General features: G+C 37.7%; 19 protein-coding genes. 14 read left to right on the top strand and 5 right to left on the bottom strand.

Going from position 1 to position 19,592, the window contains the following annotated elements:
• Positions 1-58 precede the first annotated feature (58 nt).
• From L2B55_RS00480 to L2B55_RS00415, 14 genes are all read left to right on the top strand, one after another.
• Positions 59-1,798 carry a M14 family metallopeptidase gene (locus L2B55_RS00480; RefSeq protein ID WP_237848314.1) on the top strand — a complete coding sequence of 580 codons (1,740 nt, stop codon included), beginning with the start codon at positions 59-61 and terminating at the stop codon, positions 1,796-1,798.
• A gap of 79 nt (positions 1,799-1,877) precedes the next feature.
• The gene (locus tag L2B55_RS00475; RefSeq protein ID WP_237848313.1) at positions 1,878-2,258 is read left to right on the top strand and encodes a hypothetical protein; all 381 of its coding nucleotides are present in this window, start codon (positions 1,878-1,880) and stop codon (positions 2,256-2,258) included.
• A 185-nt stretch (positions 2,259-2,443) separates the two neighbouring features.
• Positions 2,444-3,382 (top strand): hydrogen peroxide-inducible genes activator, encoded by a 939-nt coding sequence (locus tag L2B55_RS00470; protein ID WP_237848312.1) that lies wholly within the window; start codon positions 2,444-2,446, stop codon positions 3,380-3,382.
• Between the two features lie 107 nt (positions 3,383-3,489).
• Positions 3,490-4,497 carry a right-handed parallel beta-helix repeat-containing protein gene (locus tag L2B55_RS00465; protein ID WP_237848311.1) on the top strand — a complete coding sequence of 336 codons (1,008 nt, stop codon included), beginning with the start codon at positions 3,490-3,492 and terminating at the stop codon, positions 4,495-4,497.
• A 65-nt stretch (positions 4,498-4,562) separates the two neighbouring features.
• Complete coding sequence (locus L2B55_RS00460) at positions 4,563-5,201, top strand: rhomboid family intramembrane serine protease (protein ID WP_237848310.1); 639 nt, start codon at positions 4,563-4,565, stop codon at positions 5,199-5,201.
• Positions 5,202-5,393: 192 nt separating this feature from the next.
• Entirely contained in the window at positions 5,394-5,948 is a 555-nt protein-coding gene (locus L2B55_RS00455) for an RNA polymerase sigma-70 factor (RefSeq protein WP_237848309.1), read from the top strand.
• Positions 5,949-6,039: 91 nt separating this feature from the next.
• Entirely contained in the window at positions 6,040-7,044 is a 1,005-nt protein-coding gene (locus L2B55_RS00450) for a FecR family protein (RefSeq protein WP_237848308.1), read from the top strand.
• Between the two features lie 139 nt (positions 7,045-7,183).
• Entirely contained in the window at positions 7,184-10,666 is a 3,483-nt protein-coding gene (locus tag L2B55_RS00445; protein WP_237848307.1) for a TonB-dependent receptor, read from the top strand.
• Between the two features lie 39 nt (positions 10,667-10,705).
• Positions 10,706-12,133 carry a RagB/SusD family nutrient uptake outer membrane protein gene (locus tag L2B55_RS00440; protein WP_237848306.1) on the top strand — a complete coding sequence of 476 codons (1,428 nt, stop codon included), beginning with the start codon at positions 10,706-10,708 and terminating at the stop codon, positions 12,131-12,133.
• A gap of 137 nt (positions 12,134-12,270) precedes the next feature.
• A complete protein-coding gene (locus L2B55_RS00435; RefSeq protein ID WP_237848305.1) occupies positions 12,271-13,479 on the top strand; it encodes a thioredoxin family protein in 1,209 nt (402 codons plus the stop codon).
• Between the two features lie 41 nt (positions 13,480-13,520).
• Positions 13,521-14,684 (top strand): TlpA disulfide reductase family protein, encoded by a 1,164-nt coding sequence (locus tag L2B55_RS00430; RefSeq protein ID WP_237848304.1) that lies wholly within the window; start codon positions 13,521-13,523, stop codon positions 14,682-14,684.
• A 79-nt stretch (positions 14,685-14,763) separates the two neighbouring features.
• Complete coding sequence (locus tag L2B55_RS00425; RefSeq protein WP_237848303.1) at positions 14,764-15,309, top strand: SRPBCC family protein; 546 nt, start codon at positions 14,764-14,766, stop codon at positions 15,307-15,309.
• 176 nt (positions 15,310-15,485) lie between these two features.
• Entirely contained in the window at positions 15,486-15,770 is a 285-nt protein-coding gene (locus L2B55_RS00420; RefSeq protein WP_237848302.1) for a Fic family protein, read from the top strand.
• Positions 15,771-15,881: 111 nt separating this feature from the next.
• Positions 15,882-16,631, top strand: a complete 750-nt coding sequence (locus L2B55_RS00415) for a hypothetical protein (RefSeq protein ID WP_237848301.1) — start codon at positions 15,882-15,884, stop codon at positions 16,629-16,631.
• 53 nt (positions 16,632-16,684) lie between these two features.
• On the opposite strand, the gene L2B55_RS00410 is transcribed toward L2B55_RS00415, so the two are convergent.
• From L2B55_RS00410 to L2B55_RS00390, 5 genes are read right to left on the bottom strand one after another with little or no spacing between them, the layout of a single operon-like run.
• Positions 16,685-17,101, bottom strand: coding sequence for an arsenate reductase ArsC (locus tag L2B55_RS00410; RefSeq protein ID WP_237848300.1), 417 nt, complete (start codon positions 17,099-17,101; stop codon positions 16,685-16,687).
• Between the two features lie 13 nt (positions 17,102-17,114).
• Positions 17,115-17,774 (bottom strand): MIP/aquaporin family protein, encoded by a 660-nt coding sequence (locus L2B55_RS00405; RefSeq protein ID WP_237848299.1) that lies wholly within the window; start codon positions 17,772-17,774, stop codon positions 17,115-17,117.
• Positions 17,775-17,777: 3 nt separating this feature from the next.
• A complete protein-coding gene (locus tag L2B55_RS00400) occupies positions 17,778-18,269 on the bottom strand; it encodes a GNAT family N-acetyltransferase (RefSeq protein WP_237848296.1) in 492 nt (163 codons plus the stop codon).
• Between the two features lie 28 nt (positions 18,270-18,297).
• On the bottom strand, positions 18,298-19,131 hold the full coding sequence (locus tag L2B55_RS00395) for an arsenite methyltransferase (RefSeq protein WP_237848294.1): 834 nt from the start codon (positions 19,129-19,131) through the stop codon (positions 18,298-18,300).
• Between the two features lie 57 nt (positions 19,132-19,188).
• Positions 19,189-19,521 carry an ArsR/SmtB family transcription factor gene (locus L2B55_RS00390; protein ID WP_237848292.1) on the bottom strand — a complete coding sequence of 111 codons (333 nt, stop codon included), beginning with the start codon at positions 19,519-19,521 and terminating at the stop codon, positions 19,189-19,191.
• Positions 19,522-19,592: the final 71 nt, after the last annotated feature.

The following is a 19,592-nucleotide window of genomic DNA, read 5'->3' as shown; positions in this document are numbered from 1 at the left end:
TATATCAATATAGATTATTCGGGGCTGATTTTTACTTTAGGGCTCCATTTATAACTATATGAAGAAAGCCCTGTCCGCATTTATTTTGTGTTTGCTCTCGTTTAATGCATTGTCCCAACAAACTCCATTTGAAAAAAGTGATGGAAAAGAAACGGCTACTTATGCCGAACTTATAGACTTCTGTAAGCAGATAGCTCAAAAATATCCTGAAGCTAAACTAATGGAGTATGGAACAACTGATATTGGCAAGCCATTGCACTTGTTAGTTCTTTCCAAAGCAAAGGATTTTGACCCGGCTTCTGTTCATGCAAAAGGCAAAGCAGTTGTGTTGATCAATAATGGGATTCATCCTGGTGAACCCGAAGGAATTGATGCCAGTATGATGCTTATACGTGATGTGTTGGAAAAAAAACAGTTGCCGGATAATGCGGTGCTATGTTTTGTGCCGGTTTATAATGTGGATGGTATGCATAATCGCGGCTCCTTTTCACGTGTAAACCAAAATGGACCTAAAGAATATGGCTTTCGCGGAAACTACCGCAACCTCGACCTTAACCGTGATTGTATCAAAACAGATTCCCGTAATTCTTTGGCATTTCAGCAGCTTTTTCAGCAATGGAAACCGGAAGTTTTTGTAGATAACCATACTAGTAACGGCGCCGATTACCAATATGTGATGACTTACATTGCTACCCAGAAAGATAAGCTTCATCCCCAGGTGTCAAGTTATATAAATGGTAAAATGATCCCCTTGCTGCTTGAGAAGATGAAAAGTCGGAAGTTTGAGATGATACCTTACGTAAACGTTTGGGGTGAAACGCCGGATAAAGGCTATGAAGGATTTAATGATTCGCCTCGTTATACAACCGGTTACAGTACGCTGTTCAATACCATTGGCTTTGTAGTTGAAACTCATATGTGGAAACCTTTTGATCAGCGTGTTTGGGCAACCTATGCCTTTATGCAAGAGTTAATCAGTATTACTGAAAAAGATGCAAAAGAAATCGTAGAAGCTAAGCGCAAAGCGGATGAGGAAGTAAGGAAGCAAATTACATTTCCTATGGATTGGAAAGTGGATACCTCAAAAGTTGAAACTTTAGCCTTTAAGGGTTTTGCAGGTAAGATAAAGACGAGTGAAGTTAGTGGCTTGGATCGATTGTATTATGATAGAAATGATCCGTATGAAAAGCACATCAACTATTACAATTATTTTAAGCCAACAAGTACGGTTAATAAGCCATGGGCATATGTTGTCCCTCAAGCATGGGGTAAGGTGATTGAACTGTTAAAATTAAATGGTGTTAAAATGAAAACACTCAGTAAAGATATGGTAATGAAGGGTGAAGTTTACTTTATTGAAGATTACAAAACCGGGGCACGGCCATATGAAGGCCATTACAATCATTCAAATGTCAAATTGAGCATAGATACTTTAAGCGTTCAGTTTTATAAAGGAGATGTAATAATTCAGGTTGATCAACCAGTGAACCGCTACATTGTTGAAACATTGGAGCCGCAGGCAATAGACTCATACTTTAATTGGAATTTTTTTGACAGTATTTTAGGCCAAAAAGAGGGTTTTTCAGATTATCTGTTTGAAGATTTGGCGGCTGAGTTGCTAAAGAATAATCCTGATTTAAGAGCTAAATTGGAAGCAAAGAAAAGTGCGGATGCCAAATTCGCACAAAGTGCTTATGCCCAACTCGACTTTGTTTATAAAAACTCACCTTATTACGAAAAAACACATAATCGGTACCCGGTAGTGCGTTTGCTTCAACCGGTGTACTTAGGGAATTAGATGGATTAAGTTAAAGTTGTATGTTGTTGATTTTCATATAATTATTGCTTATTTTTTAAGTAGTTTCTCAATTTGCTTTATGAAAACAATAATTTTTATTCTGTTAATGTTATTCATTTCGTTAACATCTTTTTCACAAACAAGACTTGATTATCAACGAAAGAGCAAAAATCAAAAAACAACAGCATGGGTTCTTCTAATAGGAGGAACTACTATGATTACAGCTGGAGCTATTTCGTTAAGTAGCAGTGATGCATGGTCTTCATCCAACACAGAAGGTTTTTTAATACTTGGAGGACTTGTGGCTGATTTGGTAAGCATTCCATTTTTTATCAGTGCAAGAAGAAACGCACGTAAGACTGCTGCATTGGAGATAAATAATCAGTCTGCTTCGATCTTCAAAAAAAACTCACTTATAGTTAAAACGCAACCGTGCATAACTTTAAAGATTCAGCTATAATGATAATTTTTCTTCATAAAATTAAAAGAGACCGTCTGTAGAGAATGGTTTCTTTTAGTTTTTGGATTATTGGTAAAACCTTATACACAATGCTTTTAGGCTCATGTAGTTATCAATATAAATGATTATTTTTAGGGTTGTATAGATTTTATTGATATTTGTAAGTATTGCCCTTAAAACTGATTATGACTTTAACACAGTTAGAATATATAGTTGCGGTTGATACCTTTAGACATTTTGCTACCGCCGCAGATAATTGCTTTGTTACCCAGCCAACCTTAAGTATGCAAATACAAAAGCTGGAAGAAGAATTGGGTGTAAAGGTTTTTGATAGAAGTAAACAACCGGTTTTGCCTACTGAAATAGGTGTTGATATTATTGATCAAGCCAGGTTGCTGCTGCAGGAAGCTGCTCGTTTAAAAGAAATTGTAAAGAATAAGGTTGGTGAAATTGAAGGTCATCTTCGTTTGGGCATCATCCCAACGCTTGCGCCTTATTTGCTGCCATTGTTTTTAAACTCGTTTCTTGAAAAATACCCGAAGGTGAAAATCAGTGTTTGGGAAGAAACCACCGAGAGCATTATTGATCACTTAAAGCACAATCGACTTGATGCCGGAATTCTGGCTACTCCGCTGAATGATAATTCTATTTTTGAATATCCGCTGTTTTATGAAGAGTTAGTTGTGTACGTATCGGCCCAAAATGAATTGATTAACAAGCAATATGTATTGGCGGATGAAATAGATATACAAAAGCTTTGGCTCTTACAGGAAAGTCATTGCATGCGTTCGCAGATTATGAATTTGTGTCATTTGCATAATCAGCTTAAGGCGGATAATAATTTTGAATACGAAGCCGGCAGCATAGAAACCTTAAAAAAAATGGTGGAACTTAATAATGGTGTCACCATTTTACCTGAGCTGGCAATTGATGATTTGCCTGATGATAAAAAAATGCAGGTTCGAAATTTTAAAGATCCCGTGCCTGTTCGCGAGGTGAGCATTGTTACTCACAGGAGTTATGTAAAAAAACGGCTTATTGATGCACTAAAGGAAGAAGTTTTAAACTCCATACCTGCTAAAATGAAAGACAGAGCGGAAGGAAAAGTCGTTCCCATAAATTAAAATGAGTTATAAAAACTATTTGCTCAAAATCCTGTTATATAATTTTTGAAAAACATTCTAATCCAATTGACATAGAGAAAAAGGATATGAAGTTTAAGCGGGATCTTATGCTCATTTTTGTCGTAAGTGAACTCTTGCAATCCCTTACTTTCTGTAAAAAAGAGGATGCGACTTCACCATCTCAAGGTATAACTCATAATCCTCCGCCCGTAATAACAGAGATCGGCAATGATAAAAAAGTAGTTATTCGAACTGTGGATGAATTAATCTCGGCTAATCGTGTGGCAAAAATTGATGATACTATTTACATTCACGATAGTTCGGTAATCGATTTAACAAATTACAAACCAATCACCATAAAGGCAGGAGTAAAATTAGTAAGTGGACGAGGACAAAAAGGTTCAATGGGGGGATTACTAGTTAAATCGGGTTATGAAAATGGTCCAATTTTTATTTCGGGGGGTGAAAATATTCTTTTTTTAGGTTTAAGAATCAAAGGGCCTAATCCAACAACTGAAAAAAGCAGAAATGCAACTGGTATTTCGGTGAACCACAATTATGTGGAAGTGAGATATTGCGAATTAGCAGGCTGGCCATATGCAGCAATAGAATTTAGCCATTCTAATAACGGAAGGGTCAATAATTGCTTAATTCATCACAATCAGAAAAATGGTTTAGGTTACGGAATCGTGATTGTTTCTGCATCAGTAATAATAGATCATAACGTTTTTGATTATAACAGGCATGCCATTGCCGCTACGGGAAATCCAAACGATAGTTACGAGGCGTACAATAATATTATTCTGGGCCACGGCAATGGCCATTCATTTGATATGCATGGAATGAACATTAATGGGAATGTTCTAGGGGGAAGAGACATTAAAATTTATAATAACGAATTTCGAAACCCTAGTGAAAGGGCTGTAATGATAAGGGGAGTCCCTACAGGAACCTGTGAAATCCTTGATAATAAAGTAAGGTCGATCCGAGCCAGTCTGCGTCCAACAATTTATTTTGTATATCCTGTTCTTTCTGCGAGGGTACAGAATAATGTAACACAAGATGAGTTTCCGCCAATAGAAAATCCAATCTTTCAACCTTCAATAAATTTTTAGTATCAGTGAGATTGTTTTTCTTTGCGCTGACACTTTCATTCTTTATTTAAATCAAACAAGATAGTATGCAAGAAATTATTCAAAACACTCCCGTTGCGGCCATCATATTTGCTTTTACCATGCTAACTAGCGTTTATGGCTTGTTCTTTAATCATGGTGTCAATTACACATTCAGCTTGCATCCATATAGTATTAATCGTGGCAGTAGATACTACACTATATTAACCAGTGGGCTAATTCATGCTGATTTAATGCATCTGGCATTTAATATGATGACCTTTTACTTCTTTGCTTTCCCGTTAGAGAAAATTTTCGTTTACAGTTATGGCTCAATGGGGCATTGGTTATTTGCAGGGATGTATGTTTTAGGATTGATTCTGAGTGATATTAGTACAATAATAAAGCACAAGAACAATATTAATTATTACAGTTTGGGAGCGTCAGGGGCAATTTCAGCTGTATTATTTAGTTTTATATTATTTTCTCCTGATACCAAAATTGGGATATTTCTGATTCCAATAGGAGTTCCTGCATATATTTTCGGGCCTTTGTATCTGATTTATTGTGTTTATGCATCTAAAAACCAACAAGATCATATTAACCATGATGCTCATTTCTACGGTGCTGTAACTGGCTTATTGTTTACTGTTATTGCGTTTCCAGGAGTAATTTCACTCTTTCTAAATACACTGTTAGGTAGTTAATTTTTTAAATAATTTATGCTAATTCTAGGGTCTTCTTGTGTCACAAGCAGACCCTGTTAATATATGCTAAAACTCTCCTAAAACGCCTCTGATGCATGCATAAGGCATGGTTGCGGTCGTAAAAGTGAAGTGTTAAGAAATTGTTATTTTAAATTTCTTTTCTATATTCACCGCAGTCTTAAGGCTTTCCGCGTGAAGAGGTATTCTGATATTGAATTGTTTAATCTCGTAAAACAAGGTAATAAACGAGCTTTTGAGGAACTATACAACAGGCATTGGGAACGATTATTCGTTCTTGCTTGTAATAAACTTTCCTCAAAGGATGACGCTATTGACCTGCTTCAGGACCTGTTTTTTCTATTTTGGGAAAAACGGGAGGTGATTCTTATTACCGATTCTGTTGCATCATATTTGAATGTTATGCTAAAACACAGGGTGTTTAATTTTTATAAACACACCCAGGTTGTTCAAAAGCACACCGATCATGTTAAGGCCACTCAAAACGATTCTGATCAATCTACTTTAAACCAGCTTAATTTTAATGAACTTAATCGTTCTTTAGAATTTGAAATAAATCGGATGCCCGAAAAAATGCGGGAGATTTTTCTTTTAAGTCGCGTAGAAGGCTTATCAATTAACGAAATTTCCAATCGCCTCTCCATATCTGAGCAAACTGTAAAAAACCAGGTGAGTAATGCTATTAAGCGATTAAAAGCACATTTGGGAAGTAATTATTCTGCTGAATAGTTATTCAGTTGTGCTTAATTCTGTTTTTCTGTAAAAAATCTTAAAAAAATTTTACATCCATCTAGTACTATCTATTTTTCAAATTGTCCTTATGACTGAAAACCGAAATAAATTGGAACAAAAGGATTCATATAGACCACAGCCAGATTCATTCTTTCCAGCTAATGCTGAAGAGCAAAAACAGCTGGATGCCTGGTTTGATTCATTAAAAGATAATGGGTCAGTTACTCCTTTTGAAAATGATGCCGAGAAAGCTGCATTAAAACAGCGTGTTATTGAAGGCGTCTTTGATCGGATCGGTGATAGGGAGCAGAAAAATTCCGCAGCTCCGATTCGAACTTTAAATTGGAATTGGTTAAAAGTGGCAGCTTCGGTAGCTATTGTTTCAACCTTGGGATTGATAGGCTATAACTACTGGAACAAGCCTAAACCGGTGGAATATGTTGCAGTGTCGGCCAATAACGGAAGGGTTATGCAAGTGATGTTGCCTGATAGTACTACGATTTGGTTACAGGCAGGTAGTACTTTGAAATACCCTAAACAATTTAGCGACACCACAAGGGAAGTGTACCTGGATGAAGGCTTGGCATATTTCAAAGTAACTCATAACAAGGAGAAGCCTTTTATTGTGCATACTCCACAGCTAGACACGAGGGTGTTGGGAACCTCATTCGTGATAAAGTCATACAAACAGTTGGATGATGTGCAGGTAGATTTGCTTACCGGCCGTGTTCGAGTGAGTCATAACAAGGAAACACTGGGAGAACTTACTCCAAATAAACGCTTAACTTTTCATCGAGCCTCTGCAAAGGTTGATATTGAAGAGTTAAATACAGCCGAATCGGCTCGTTTTGTAAGGGGAGATATCGTTTTGCAGCGTGCCGGCTTTGAAGAGTTGTTTACAACATTGCAGAATATTTATGGGGTTAAGTTCAAATATGATGCTGACCGGCTTAAAGACTGCAAGTTTAACTTACGCTTTAAAACGAGTTTAAAAGTTGAACAGGTGTTGGAAATAGTAAATGGTATTCACCCAATTAAATTCAATAGGAATGGTAAAGAAATAACAATAGAGACAAAAGGCTGCAACAAGTAGAAAAAGAAATCAGCGCCTGCTGCAACAAGCGCTGAACGAACAAAAATTGTCGTGTGTTTTAAAGCCATGAATGGTTGCTTACGCAACTATAAAGGCATGGCTTTGTGTTTTAGTGTTCAACCCAAAACAATTCAAATATATGAAGAAAACGTTTACAAAGCTAATCTGGGAAACTATGAGGCTAAGTGTAATTGTAACAGGCATCATTATGATGACTTTCGGAGTGCTCAAAGCAGAAAAAGGCTGGGGCCAGAAACTGAAGGATCAGAAAGTAAGTCTTGGTATTGAGAAAGGCTCTCTGGAGGCCGCGCTAAGGCGTATTGAGGCCGCCGGAGGCTTGGGATTTGCCTATGATTTTGATCTTATTAAAGACATAAAAGTTGCAGAGCATCGCTTTTTAAATCAGTCATTAGAACAGATTTTGAATGCACTTCTATTGTCTAATGGACTTGAGTATAGCGAAAAGAATAACACCATTCTTATTGTAAAAACTCCTAAAGTGGAGAGTAAAAAGGCCTCAGGAATAGTAAAAGGGCGTGTGGTAGAAAATTCATCAGAGGCAACTCCTCTTCCTGGAGTAACAATTCGGGTAGATGGAACTACCACAGCTACTTCTACTGATGCCGAAGGTAATTACAAAATCAACCTGGCCCCAGGTAAGTATCGCTTGATATTTAGCTTTATCGGTTTTGATACCCGTACGATAGATAACGTAGTGGTAGAAGATGGTAAAACTCGAGATATCAATATTAGTTTGAAACCGTTAATTGCTTACCTGCAAGAGGCTGTGGTGGTTGGTTATGGTGTACAAGAGAAGCGAAGTCTAACCGGTGCCGTTGGAACCTTAAAGCCTAATACATTAGGCAAAACTCCATTGTCAATTAGTTCGGGATTAGTAGGTCGCATTGCCGGCGTGCAAGTATTACCTTCCTCAGGTGTACCCGGTGCCGCTTCAGCAATTACAGTTAGGGGAATCACCAGTATTAATGGTAAAGGGAACTCTCCATTGCTTGTTATTGATGGAGTTCCTATGTACGGTATTGATCAGGATAATAATACCACTAATTATTCAGGCAGAACTTACGGTGCCGGATTTGTTGGTAATATTCCTACTGCCTTAACTCAGAATAATAGAGAACGATTTGAAACAGATCCGTTAGCGTCAATTAATCCGGATGATATTGAGTCAATTGAAATATTAAAAGACGCCTATGCTACGGCCATCTATGGTTCGAGAGGCGCTTCGGGTGTAATCCTTATCAATACCAAGAAGGGTTCAAAAACCAATGGTCCAAAGATGGACGTCCAGCTTTCAACGACCTTAAATACTCCTTTTAAGAAACACAGTTTTATGAACGGAGACCAATATGCTGATTTTTATACCTCCTTTTTAAAGGCGATGAATAAAACTACATCATTCCCTAAAGGAAGCAATACCAATTGGTTTGATGAAATAATTAACACTGGTCAGGGGTATAACGCATCATTCAATATTTCAAATGGTAATGAAAATGGTGGTTATTACATTAGCGCATCATATGCTAAAGAGCAGCCATATATAATCAAAAATAACTTTGATCGCTTTCAGGGACGCATCAATATTGACCAGAAACTAGGGAAGTTGTTTAAGGTTGGGGCTAATATTTCATTGTCAAATACACAAAATAATGCCATCAGTACACAACAAATTTATGGCGATGCAGCCATGACTGCTCCTAATAAGCCAGTTGTGAATGAGCTAGGAGAGTATGTTTGGAACGCATGGAAAAATCCGACTTTGCTTTCAACCGGACGGGATCTTAATCCGGTAGGTTTTGCTAATACCACAAAGAATGAGATAGCTGAAAACAGAACCATTGGTAATGTTTTTGGGGAGTTGTCATTGAACTCATGGCTTAAACTTAGGTCAGAAGTTGGTGCTGACTGGAACACCTCAAGAGCGTATAGCCGCTTTACTAATAAGCCACAAACTGTTGGAGGTATAGCCTCTGAAACTGATCGTCAGAATAAAAAATGGGTAATTAATAATACGGCTGTTCTTAATAAGGCTATTGCTCGTCACTCAATAAATGCTACGTTAGGACAAAGCTTTGAATCATCTACTGAGTATTTAAACGCAGCCACCGGTTCAAATTTCCCTAATGATGAAGTGTTAAGCATTTCAACTGCCGGTACACGTACGCTTTCAAATTCCTTAAAGCAGGAATGGGCCCTTATGTCTTATTTCGGACGTTTGAATTATATGTTCAACAACAGGTATATGCTGGGCGCAACCTATCGTATTGACGGATCTTCGAAGTTTAGTAAAAACAAACGTTATGTGGGATTCCCTTCGGTTTCGGCCGGATGGGATATTAAACAGGAATCCTTTATGAGTAAGCTAACCTTCATTGATCAGCTTAAATTGCGTGGAAGCGTTGGACTTTCAGGTTCTGACGGAGGAACAGGTTATTATGGCAATCAGGGAGTTTATGCTAATGCTAGCGGAAATGCAACTTGGGGTAATGAAGTAGCAGTGACCCCTTTTTCGCCAAATAATCCTAATCTTAAATGGGAAACGAGGACTAAGTACGACTTAGGATTGGATGTTTCACTGTTAAAATCTAACGTAAATGTCAGTTTTGATTATTACGATGAGCTAACCAAAAATGCTATACTTTCGTTCCCAATACCAGGTTATTTAGGCTTTACTTCTCAACAACAAAACATTGGCGAAATCTCGAATAAAGGCGTTGAGCTTACTGTGAATACTTCAAACATTACCAAGAAGGATTTCTCATGGAAATCAAGCTTTAATATTGCCAGAAATATTAATAAAATAGAGAAACTATACGCCAGAGATGGCATTACAAATCCTTATCAGCTAGCCAAAAGCTTAGAATCCGGTACGGGTCGTTTCTTATTGGAAGGAAACTCTGTAACAGCATTTTACTTATTTGAATGGGCTGGTATCAATCCTGCAAATGGAAATCCAATACTTATTGATAAAGACGGCAATAATACTGAGGTTGTTCTTGAAAAAACTACAGGAGGGGAAGTCCATAGAAAATATATGGGAGATGCGGCGCCTAAGTTTTTTGGTGGGTTTGATAACATAATTAGTTTTAAAGGGCTTGAGTTAAATGCATTCATCTCATATGCATACGGCAATAAAATGATTAATGGAGCAAAGGCTTATATGTATACCTATGCAACCAATGATGCCTATAATCTATCGCCTGATATGCTTAATTATTGGAATACTCCAGGCCAACAAACCAATATTCCTGCATTATTGAATGCATATAATTCCTTTACCAATACAACTACTGGTGTAAAAAGTTATTCTGGTTCTGACTATGCACTTAGTAGAAATACTTCTCGCTTTTTAGAAGATGCTTCTTACATCAAATTGCGTAACATAACGGTGGCCTATAATTTCAATAAAGGAATTGCTAATCGACTCCGCTTATCTAATCTTAAACTATATGCAGAGGTGCAAAATGTGTTTACCATTACAAAATATTCAGGTATTGATCCTGAGGTAACTGCATTCGGTTCGTCAGCACTTCAAATGGGACGGGACGAGTTTACATTGCCTTCATCACGCATGTACAGTATGGGAGTTAAAATGGGTTTTTAATTAAGTAGTTGTTGAATACTAATTTAATCAAGGAGAATTATGAAATCTTTATATAAAAATACCGTTTGCTTATCTCTGGTGGCCCTGTTAGCAACAAGTGCTTGTGATAAAAAATTGGATCTGCGACCAGAGAATAATCTTACTGAAGCTGCTTTGCTTGAAAATAAGGTTACAACTGAACGGCTATTAATAGGAGGTTATTACGAGCAGTTCTTAGTTGAACGCAGTGTGATAAACCTGGCAGATATGAGCACCGGTATTGCAACTGGTACCCTTAATAACTATTATACAGGCAGTATTGACTCTAAAAATGATGAAGCCTTTAATATATGGAGTGCGCACTATAAAATTATAAATATTGCTGATGTAGTGATAAATCGCTTGCCTTCAATTGGGAAATATGATGAGAGTGCCAAAAAACAGTTTATTGCTGAGGCTAAGTTTTTACGCGCATTTAGTTATTTTAGATTGATTACGCTTTATGGGGATGATGCATTTGGTATAAATGGAGCTAATAAGTTAGGTGTTCCGCTGCGATTGGATGCTTTTGAACGATATGATGAAAGTCAATTATTGCCTCGTTCTGCCAATAAAGAGGTGTTGGATAGGGTAGTAAAAGATCTGGAAGAAGCACTTCCTGACCTTCCAACTACAACTGCAAACATCGATTTACATGCCCGTGCTACTAAATCAGTAGGAAAAGCATTTCTGTCACGTGTATATCTTTATCTGGGTCAGTATAATAAAGCAATTCAAGTGGCTGATGATGTGTTAGCTGATCCGACGTTTGTGTTAGCAGCTAGTCCAGCTACTATTTTTCCTAATAACAGCTCAGTGGTTCAAACTAATAATGCACCACTTAATATCAAGTTTGATAAAGAGGTAGTCTATGGTTATCCGGTTAGTTGGAATGCTTATTTAAATAGTAGTACGACTCATAAGACTTTTACAGGAACGGGAACTACATTTATTGATCCTCAATTTGTAGCCTCTTTTGCTGCAACTGATATCAGAAAATCGGCGATGATAACTATTAAAGCAGTTAGCGGTATAAACAGATTCATTACTTCCAAATATACACATCCATCGCTTTATGATAACTTAATGGTCATTCGTTTGGCTGAAGTAATTTTAAATAAAGCTGAAGCATTAGCCAAGCGCGATGGTAATGTACAGTCTGCCGTTGATATGCTTAATCTGATACATCAACGGGCATTTCCTGCTGGAAACAAACCTGTACCTTTTACAACTACAAGCTTTACCGACGGGGCTGATTTGGTAAAAGCCATTTTGCAAGAGCGTAAATGGGAGCTGGCTTTTGAAGGTCATGATCGTTTTGACCGACTAAGAAACAACATGCCAATTAATGCAGAAATACCTGCAAATAAAAATGTGTTCCCAATTCCTCAAAAAGAGATTGATATCTCAATGGGATTGATTAAACAAAATCCGGGATACGTACAATAAAAATCTAAACCAATCAATAAACGAATGCGGGGTCACTTTATGATTCCGACCCCGCTTCTATTGTTTAAAAATTAGGCCTATCGCAAGTTTATACTTAATCCAAAACCCGGGTAGGGTTATTAAAAACCACTTGTAGAATGAATAAATTTTTAATCACAGCCCTAATTAGCACTGCAATGCTAACGGCTGCAAATGCCCAAAATCGGGAGATTAATTTTAAACACGATGTTCCTTTTAAGGAGGTATTGGCTGAAGCTAAAAAGCAGAATAAATTAATCTTTTTTGATGCATATACTTCTTGGTGCGGACCGTGTAAGGTTATGTCTAATACGGTTTTCAAAACAGATAGTGTTGCAGATTTCTTCAATCAAACCTTTGTTAATTTAAAAGTTGATATGGAGAAAGGGGAAGGCCCTCAGTTGAAAGATAAGTTTGGTGTAAGTGCATATCCAACCTTAATGTTTATTGATGGAGGAGGGAATGTGGTGCATAAAATTGTTGGCTCTGCGCCGGTTGGTGAGTTTATGGCAGAGTCGCGTAAGGCATTGAATCCGAATACAACGGTTACTGGCCTTGCAATGAAATTCAATAAAGGAGATCATTCAAAGGAAACAGCAATGGCTTATATGAAGGCATTAGAAACTGCTTATGAGCATGTCAAATTGGGTGAAGTAGCCAAAGTGTATTTCGATGCACAGCCACAGGAGTCGTTAATGGAAAGTAAGAACTGGGAGTTAATAACTCGTTATCTACTTGACAATAGCTCTACTGCATTTAAATACCTGTTCAATCGTTCAAACGATTTATATGCTCTGTACGGTAAAGGAAAGGTGGACTCCTACTTTTATAAGGTATTTGGAACTACAACAGGTGCATTAAAGAAGGCATATTCAACAAAAAATGGTATTGAAGAGGCAGAAATTAAAGCAAAGGATATGGAAAGCCTTTTGGCCAATAATCCAGCATATCAAAATACATTGTTTTCATTGCATTTAGTACAGTTTTCAAGTAAAGGTCAGTGGGATCAGTTTTGTACCTTAATGGATAAGACAATTAATCAATCAGATCAACTCAAAATTAATTCGCAGTCAATTTTATGGCCCGCTATGGAAATGGTCAAAAACGCCCCTGTAGCATATTGTAATAACGCACTAAAATGGGCCGATTACTATAGTAAGAATACGAATGACCTGTTTACCCAAATACTGGTTTCCGATTTACGAAAAATGGCCAATAGAAAACTAGGGAAAGATAAAGAGGCACAGGCGTTTGCCTTAAGTTCAGAAAGTTTAAGAAAGGAAGCTGCGGCTAAAGGCACTATGACTCCCCCACTGATGAAAGAATAGAGAATAGTAAACTAAATAATAACAATATAGATTTTATAGAAGTGAAACAGTCAATTAAAAAAGTACTAGCTCTTACACTTGCACTAATGAGTGCCGGAGCGTTATATGCTCAAAGCAATAAGCAGATTACAGTAACAGGCAAAGTGAAGTTCCCTGATCCTACAGGTAAGTATAAGATTTATCTGGGGCAGTATGTTGGCGATGGATTTGCTAAGGCTTTTAAGGCTATGGATAGCACTGCGCTTGATGCCAACAATACCTTTAAGTTCACCATCAATACCAATAAGCCCGATTTTTATCAGGTAAGGGTTTATTATATGGATCGGATTGATTTTTGGGCCGACAAAGATGATCTGAAGATCAATTTCCGTGGTATCGATACGGCAAAAAGAATAGTAAAGAACCCTCCTTACATTCGTATTGAAGGATCAGCAGATAATGATGTAGTCAATCACACTAACTTCGTTAATTATCGCAATTATCAGTCAACAATTCTTCTATATAATCAGCTGTATAAAGCAGAACAGGCTAAAGATTCACTATGGGTGGCGAGTGTAAAACGTACTATCGATAGTTTAAACAGTGACGTTAAGGCAAGAATTCGCAATATTGTTGAAATATACAAAGACAAGCCTACTGTACTTTATGCATTGAATGGTCTCAGAGGAAAAGCTGATGAACCATTTGTAATGAGTGTTTTGGATAATTTGATAGAGAAGTATCCAAATCTGCAACAAGCCAAAGCTACTAAAAAAGAAATGGCTGCGGCTAAGGCCCAAACGGAAAAGATTGCTAATGGTAAAGCGGCTCCTGATTTTGCTTATCCTGATCTTAATGGTAAAAAATGGGGACCAAAAGACTTTAAAGGAAAATATGTTATTGTTGATTTTTGGGCATCATGGTGTGGTCCTTGTCGCCAAGAAATCCCACACTTAAAAGAAGTATATAAAAAATATAAAGATAAAGGATTAGAGATTTTGGCCGTATCAGTAGACGCCCAGCCTGAAAAATGGAAAAAAGCGATGGATGAGGAGAAAATGGCCTGGCCACAAATTAATGCCCAAGATTCAAAACCTGTTATGAGCTCGTATCTGTTTAGTGGTATTCCTTATCTGGTACTATTAGATAAAGAAGGCAGAATCATTGAGAAAAACTTAAGAGGAGAAAGCCTTGACAAAAAACTTAAAGAGATATTCGGAATCTAAGAGCTTCTTTTTCATATAACCTAAATCAATGTTGGGGTCGGCAAAACGGCCCCTTCTTTTAATCCAATCAATTCAGAAAATGAAGAAAATAATCAGTTTAATCGTTCTCTTGGGGTTAATCGTAATTGCCAGTCCTAAACCTGCACAAGCTCAAATGGCGGCCGCACAACAAGTAAGTTGGGATGTGTCAAAAATTGCAACAGTAAAAGCTGAGCAAGATGCAGTTTGGGACTTATTGTCAAACTTAAAAGAAATAACTGTATACGGAAAGGGGACGGTTAAGTCAGTAGAAATTATAGGAACATCACTTCCTTATGATCGTGTGCTTACCTTTTCAGACGGTGCGAAACGTAAGGAACAAATTGATCAGATAGATCAGCGGTATAAATTTATGGCCTATAGGTTTAAAGATGAATCACTGCCGAAAGGGATTGAAAAAGTGTCAATAGCAGTATTTACAAAAGATAATAACGGCAATACCGAAGTAAAATGGTTGGCAAGAATTGAAGGTAATAAGGATGCAAAAATGAGTTTGGTGGAGCAATTAACCAAAGAAGCTGAAGTTTACCTGTCTGGAATGGCCAATCTGTTCAATAATGCAATTCCGGCAATGAAGATGAATTAGGAAAAATAGTTTTTAGTAGTTGTAAGGTTTAAATTAATAGGCAGTGGCCGTTCTTTAATCGAGAATGGCCCTGTTTGTTTATAATCATTCCAAATTTTGCCTTAACAGTAATTTAAAATCACGCTAAAACCCTGATTATATACAGCCGATAGTTTCGCGGTGTAAAAAATCATCTAATGAACAAATTAGCTCAGTCAACTTGCTTTATTGAGTATATGCTTGGCGTAATTGAGAAATCGTTAGAAAGTTTACTTAACTACAATAATAGAATTTTAAAAGATGTTGATAGGCTGGAATATTTTCTAAAACTTGGTTTAAAAGAATTTACAAGAAAGGATTACATGAATGTTTTTAAAGATTTATCTTCTGCAACCGCAAGCAGAGATTTAAAAAAAGGAATCGAATTGAATATGTTTGAGAGCATTGGAAATCTTAACAAAACAAAATACATCGTAAAGTAAGGCGTTCTCATCTTCAGCATTTTCAATTGTCACTTCGCTTACACTATTTTCAATTAGGTATTTGCAGCTATCTTTGGCCCTCATCAAAAATTAACATCTTAATAAACTATTATGGAAGAAAGATTAGCCAAAATGCAAAAAGAAATGGTTCGGCTTAAATGGTATGCAGGTATCTCAACTCTGTTTTTTGTTTCTGTCGCCCTGTTTGCGTTTACCGGTTCAGGTATCACTCGTTTTAAAGAAATTTCTGTGGAACGTATTAATGTTGTAGAAGATAATGGCCAATTGCGAATGGTTATTTCCAACAAAAGTAGGTCGCCGGAAAATTTTGCCTATGGTAAGCCCATTACACCTCCTATTCCAGGTGGTAACAGACCCGGTCTGGTCTTTTATAATGACGAAGGCACAGAAAATGGCGGGTTGGTATTCATGGGTGGCAGGGACAGTAGTGGTAAATATCACGCCACTGGTCATCTTTCTTTTGATCAGTATAACCAGAACCAGGTGCTCTACCTTACCTATTCTGATGAGAATGGCGATCAGCACACCGGTTTGCATGTTGATGATTGGCAAACTGCACCAGCGTTTTGGGATTGGCGTGCCGAATATAAAAAAGCACAAAAGCTTCCTGATGGTCCGGCAAAAGAAGAGCTGTTAAAGAAGCTAATGGAGCCAAGGAAAGGGGAGAAGGCCTACGCTCAGCGAATTTTTGTAGGCAAAGACGATAGTAAAACAGCCATGGTAACGCTTGCCGACCGCATGGGTAAACCACGGCTTCAGCTGCTCGTTGATTCAAATGGGACGGCAAAGCTGAATTTTTTGGACCCGCAGGGAAACATTACTTATAGTTTACCCAAATAGGCTAATTAAATATAAAACAAGCTCATGTTGATTAGCATGAGCTTGTTTTTCATTTAGTTCAATTCCTGATCAATAAATTTTAAAACATAATCTTTAATCAGATTGCGGGTATGGAGAAATGCTTCGCGGTTTTGCTCGTAATCACCGGGAAGTTTGGCCGGATCAGGAAAATTGTAATGGAACTTTTTAGCGTTTGAAGGAAACACCGGGCAGCGTTCTTTTGCATTATCACAAACGGTAATCACATAGTCGAAATCAATGCCTGCATACTCATCTACATTGTTTGATGTATGATTAGAAATATCGATGCCATCTTCGGCCATCGCAGCCACCGCTTTAGTGTTAATACCATGTGTTTCCACTCCGGCACTAAATACCTCGGCTTTATTGCCTGCAAAATGTTCTAGATAGCCATGCGCCATTTGGCTGCGGCATGAATTGCCGGTACAAAGCACCAATATTTTTTTCATTTGGCTTAAAAGTTTAAAGTTGAATTGTTTTAATATCCGGTTGTATGGTTATAAGCTTATAGGCTCCGGTGGCGAGCAAAGCCCCAATGATAGGGGCCGCAATATAGAGCCATAAATGCTCAATATGACTGGAAATAATTGCCGGTGCAATTGATCGGGCAGGGTTCATGGAGGCGCCACTTATAGGGCCTGCAAACATTGCCTCCAGCAGCACAACGCCTCCAACTATCAAACCTGTGAACTGCTTGTTTTTAGAGTTTGCCACCAACAGGATAACTAGCATCAGAATAAAGGTCAAAATTAATTCTAGGATGAATGATTGCATAACTCCCCCTGATGGCAAAGTGGTTCCTAGTAATACACTTTTTGCAAATAATGCCTTAAGAGTAATACTTGCAAATAATGCACCTACAATTTGTGAGCTGATATAGGGGAGTACATCTTTCCGCTGTAAATGACCGCTAACAGCCATCGACAAAGTAACTGCCGGGTTGATGTGTGCATGTGAGATTTCGCCCAAAGCATAAATCATTGCGGCCACAATCAGTCCAAAAGTGATGGCAATGCCTGCATGTGTAACTGCTCCTTGGGTTAATTCATTAATAATAATTGCGCCGGTTCCACAAAAAACCAGACAAAAAGTGCCAATTAATTCGGCAAGGTATCTTCTCATTTTTTATTCAATCCCTACTTTGGTACTTCTTCGTTCTAACAGCAATGTATCACGCCATTTACCATTCATTTTGCCAATTCGTTCTCGTTTGCCAACAAGTCTGAAATCAAATTTTTGGTGTAAGGCTAAACTGCCCTTGTTTTCAGGGAAAATCCCTGCTTGTAGTGTCCAGATGCCATTTTTTTCACTCTCTGCCACCAGTTCATTTAACAAAAGCGCTCCAATGCCGTTGCCGCGGTATTTTTCAGCAACATACACGCTCACTTCGGCAACGCCTGCATAAACGCAACGGTCGGAAACTTGCGTTAAGGCTGCCCAGCCCATCACAATATTATCTTCTATAATCACTAGTCTGCAATGCTTAAGATGTGACTGGTCCCATTCGGCCCAGTCTGGCGCCGACAGCTGAAAGGTGGCGTTGTCGGTAGCAATGCCCTCTTCGTATATTGCTTTTACAGCCTCCCAATGTTCGGGCTGCATAGGAATAATGGTCATATTATGAAAATTAACTGGTTATGAGGTTCTAACAACATCCTGGTTGGCAGCAATAGTCAGGTTTTTCAGCATAAACAGTTACGCTGTAAATTCCGGTATTACTTTCTTTGAACGTTTTAATTTCTTCAGGTGAAAGATAGCTGGAAAGTATATCATCAGGAATGACAATTGCTTTTTCTTTTTGCAGAGTAATTTTCTCAAAGCCAGCTTTATCAATTAAGCCTATGTATTCATTTTTTTGAATAGCTCCTGACACGCAACCGGCATACATTTCGGCCGTTTGTTTTATCCTTTCAGGTAACTCACCAACTAAAACAATATCTGCAATGCTGAAATGTCCCCCGGGCTTTAAGACACGATAAATCTCTTTAATTACGTTTTCTTTGTTTGGCACTAAATTCAATACACAGTTGCTTACAATTACATCAGCTGTAGCTGAAGAAACAGGCATTTTTTCGATATCGCCGTAACGAAACTCCACATTATTGAAACCTAGCTTTTCAGCATTTTCACGAGCTTTGTTAATCATGGCCTCGGTAAAATCAATGCCGATTATTTTTCCGGTTTCGCCCGTAAAGCTGCGGGCAACAAAGCAGTCATTTCCTGCTCCTGAGCCAAGGTCAATAACCACATCTCCCTTTTTAATTTTTGCAAATTCAGTAGGCAAACCACAGCCTAATCCTAAGTCTGAATCGGCATTATAACCTTCCAGTTGAGTGTAATCCTCGCTCATAATATTATACACTTCTGTGGAGCAGCAGCCAGAACCACAACAAGAACTCATATTGGTTTCCTTGTCTTGCAAAGCAATTTCAGTATATTTTTCTTTTACCAATTGTTTTAATTCCGCATCTGTTTTCATATTCGAATTTAATTAGTGGTTAATTGCAATATTGCGATAAATAAGGTTAAAATTTTTTTAGCAGCAGCTATTATTGAATTGTTTAAGGTCAATAAAGAGGTTTTTAAATGTATCGGCATAGTGATTCCACATGATTTCATTTATACAATAGCAAACACTTGTGCCCTCTATTGAGCCTTTTATAATTCCCACTGCTTTTAACTCACGGAGGTGCTGTGAAATGGTTGCTTGTGCAAGTCCTATTTCATCAACCAAATCCCCACAGATACAACTTTGTTGCTTCAACAAATGTTGAATAATAGCGATACGGGCAGGATGCCCCAATGCTTTCATCATTTGTGCCAATTCGTTTTGTTCCTGATTAAATATTTCAGTTTTGGTAACGCCCATTTTTTAATCTATATATCGCAATATTACGATTAATATTCTAAGTTGCAAAATTTATTTCTGAGAGAGGTTCT

It is taken from the genome of Solitalea lacus, assembly GCF_022014595.1.
GTDB classification, from domain to species: Bacteria; Bacteroidota; Bacteroidia; order Sphingobacteriales; family Sphingobacteriaceae; genus Solitalea; species Solitalea lacus.
Note: the sequence above shows the minus strand (reverse complement) of the source record. Positions and strands in the feature narration are given on the sequence as shown.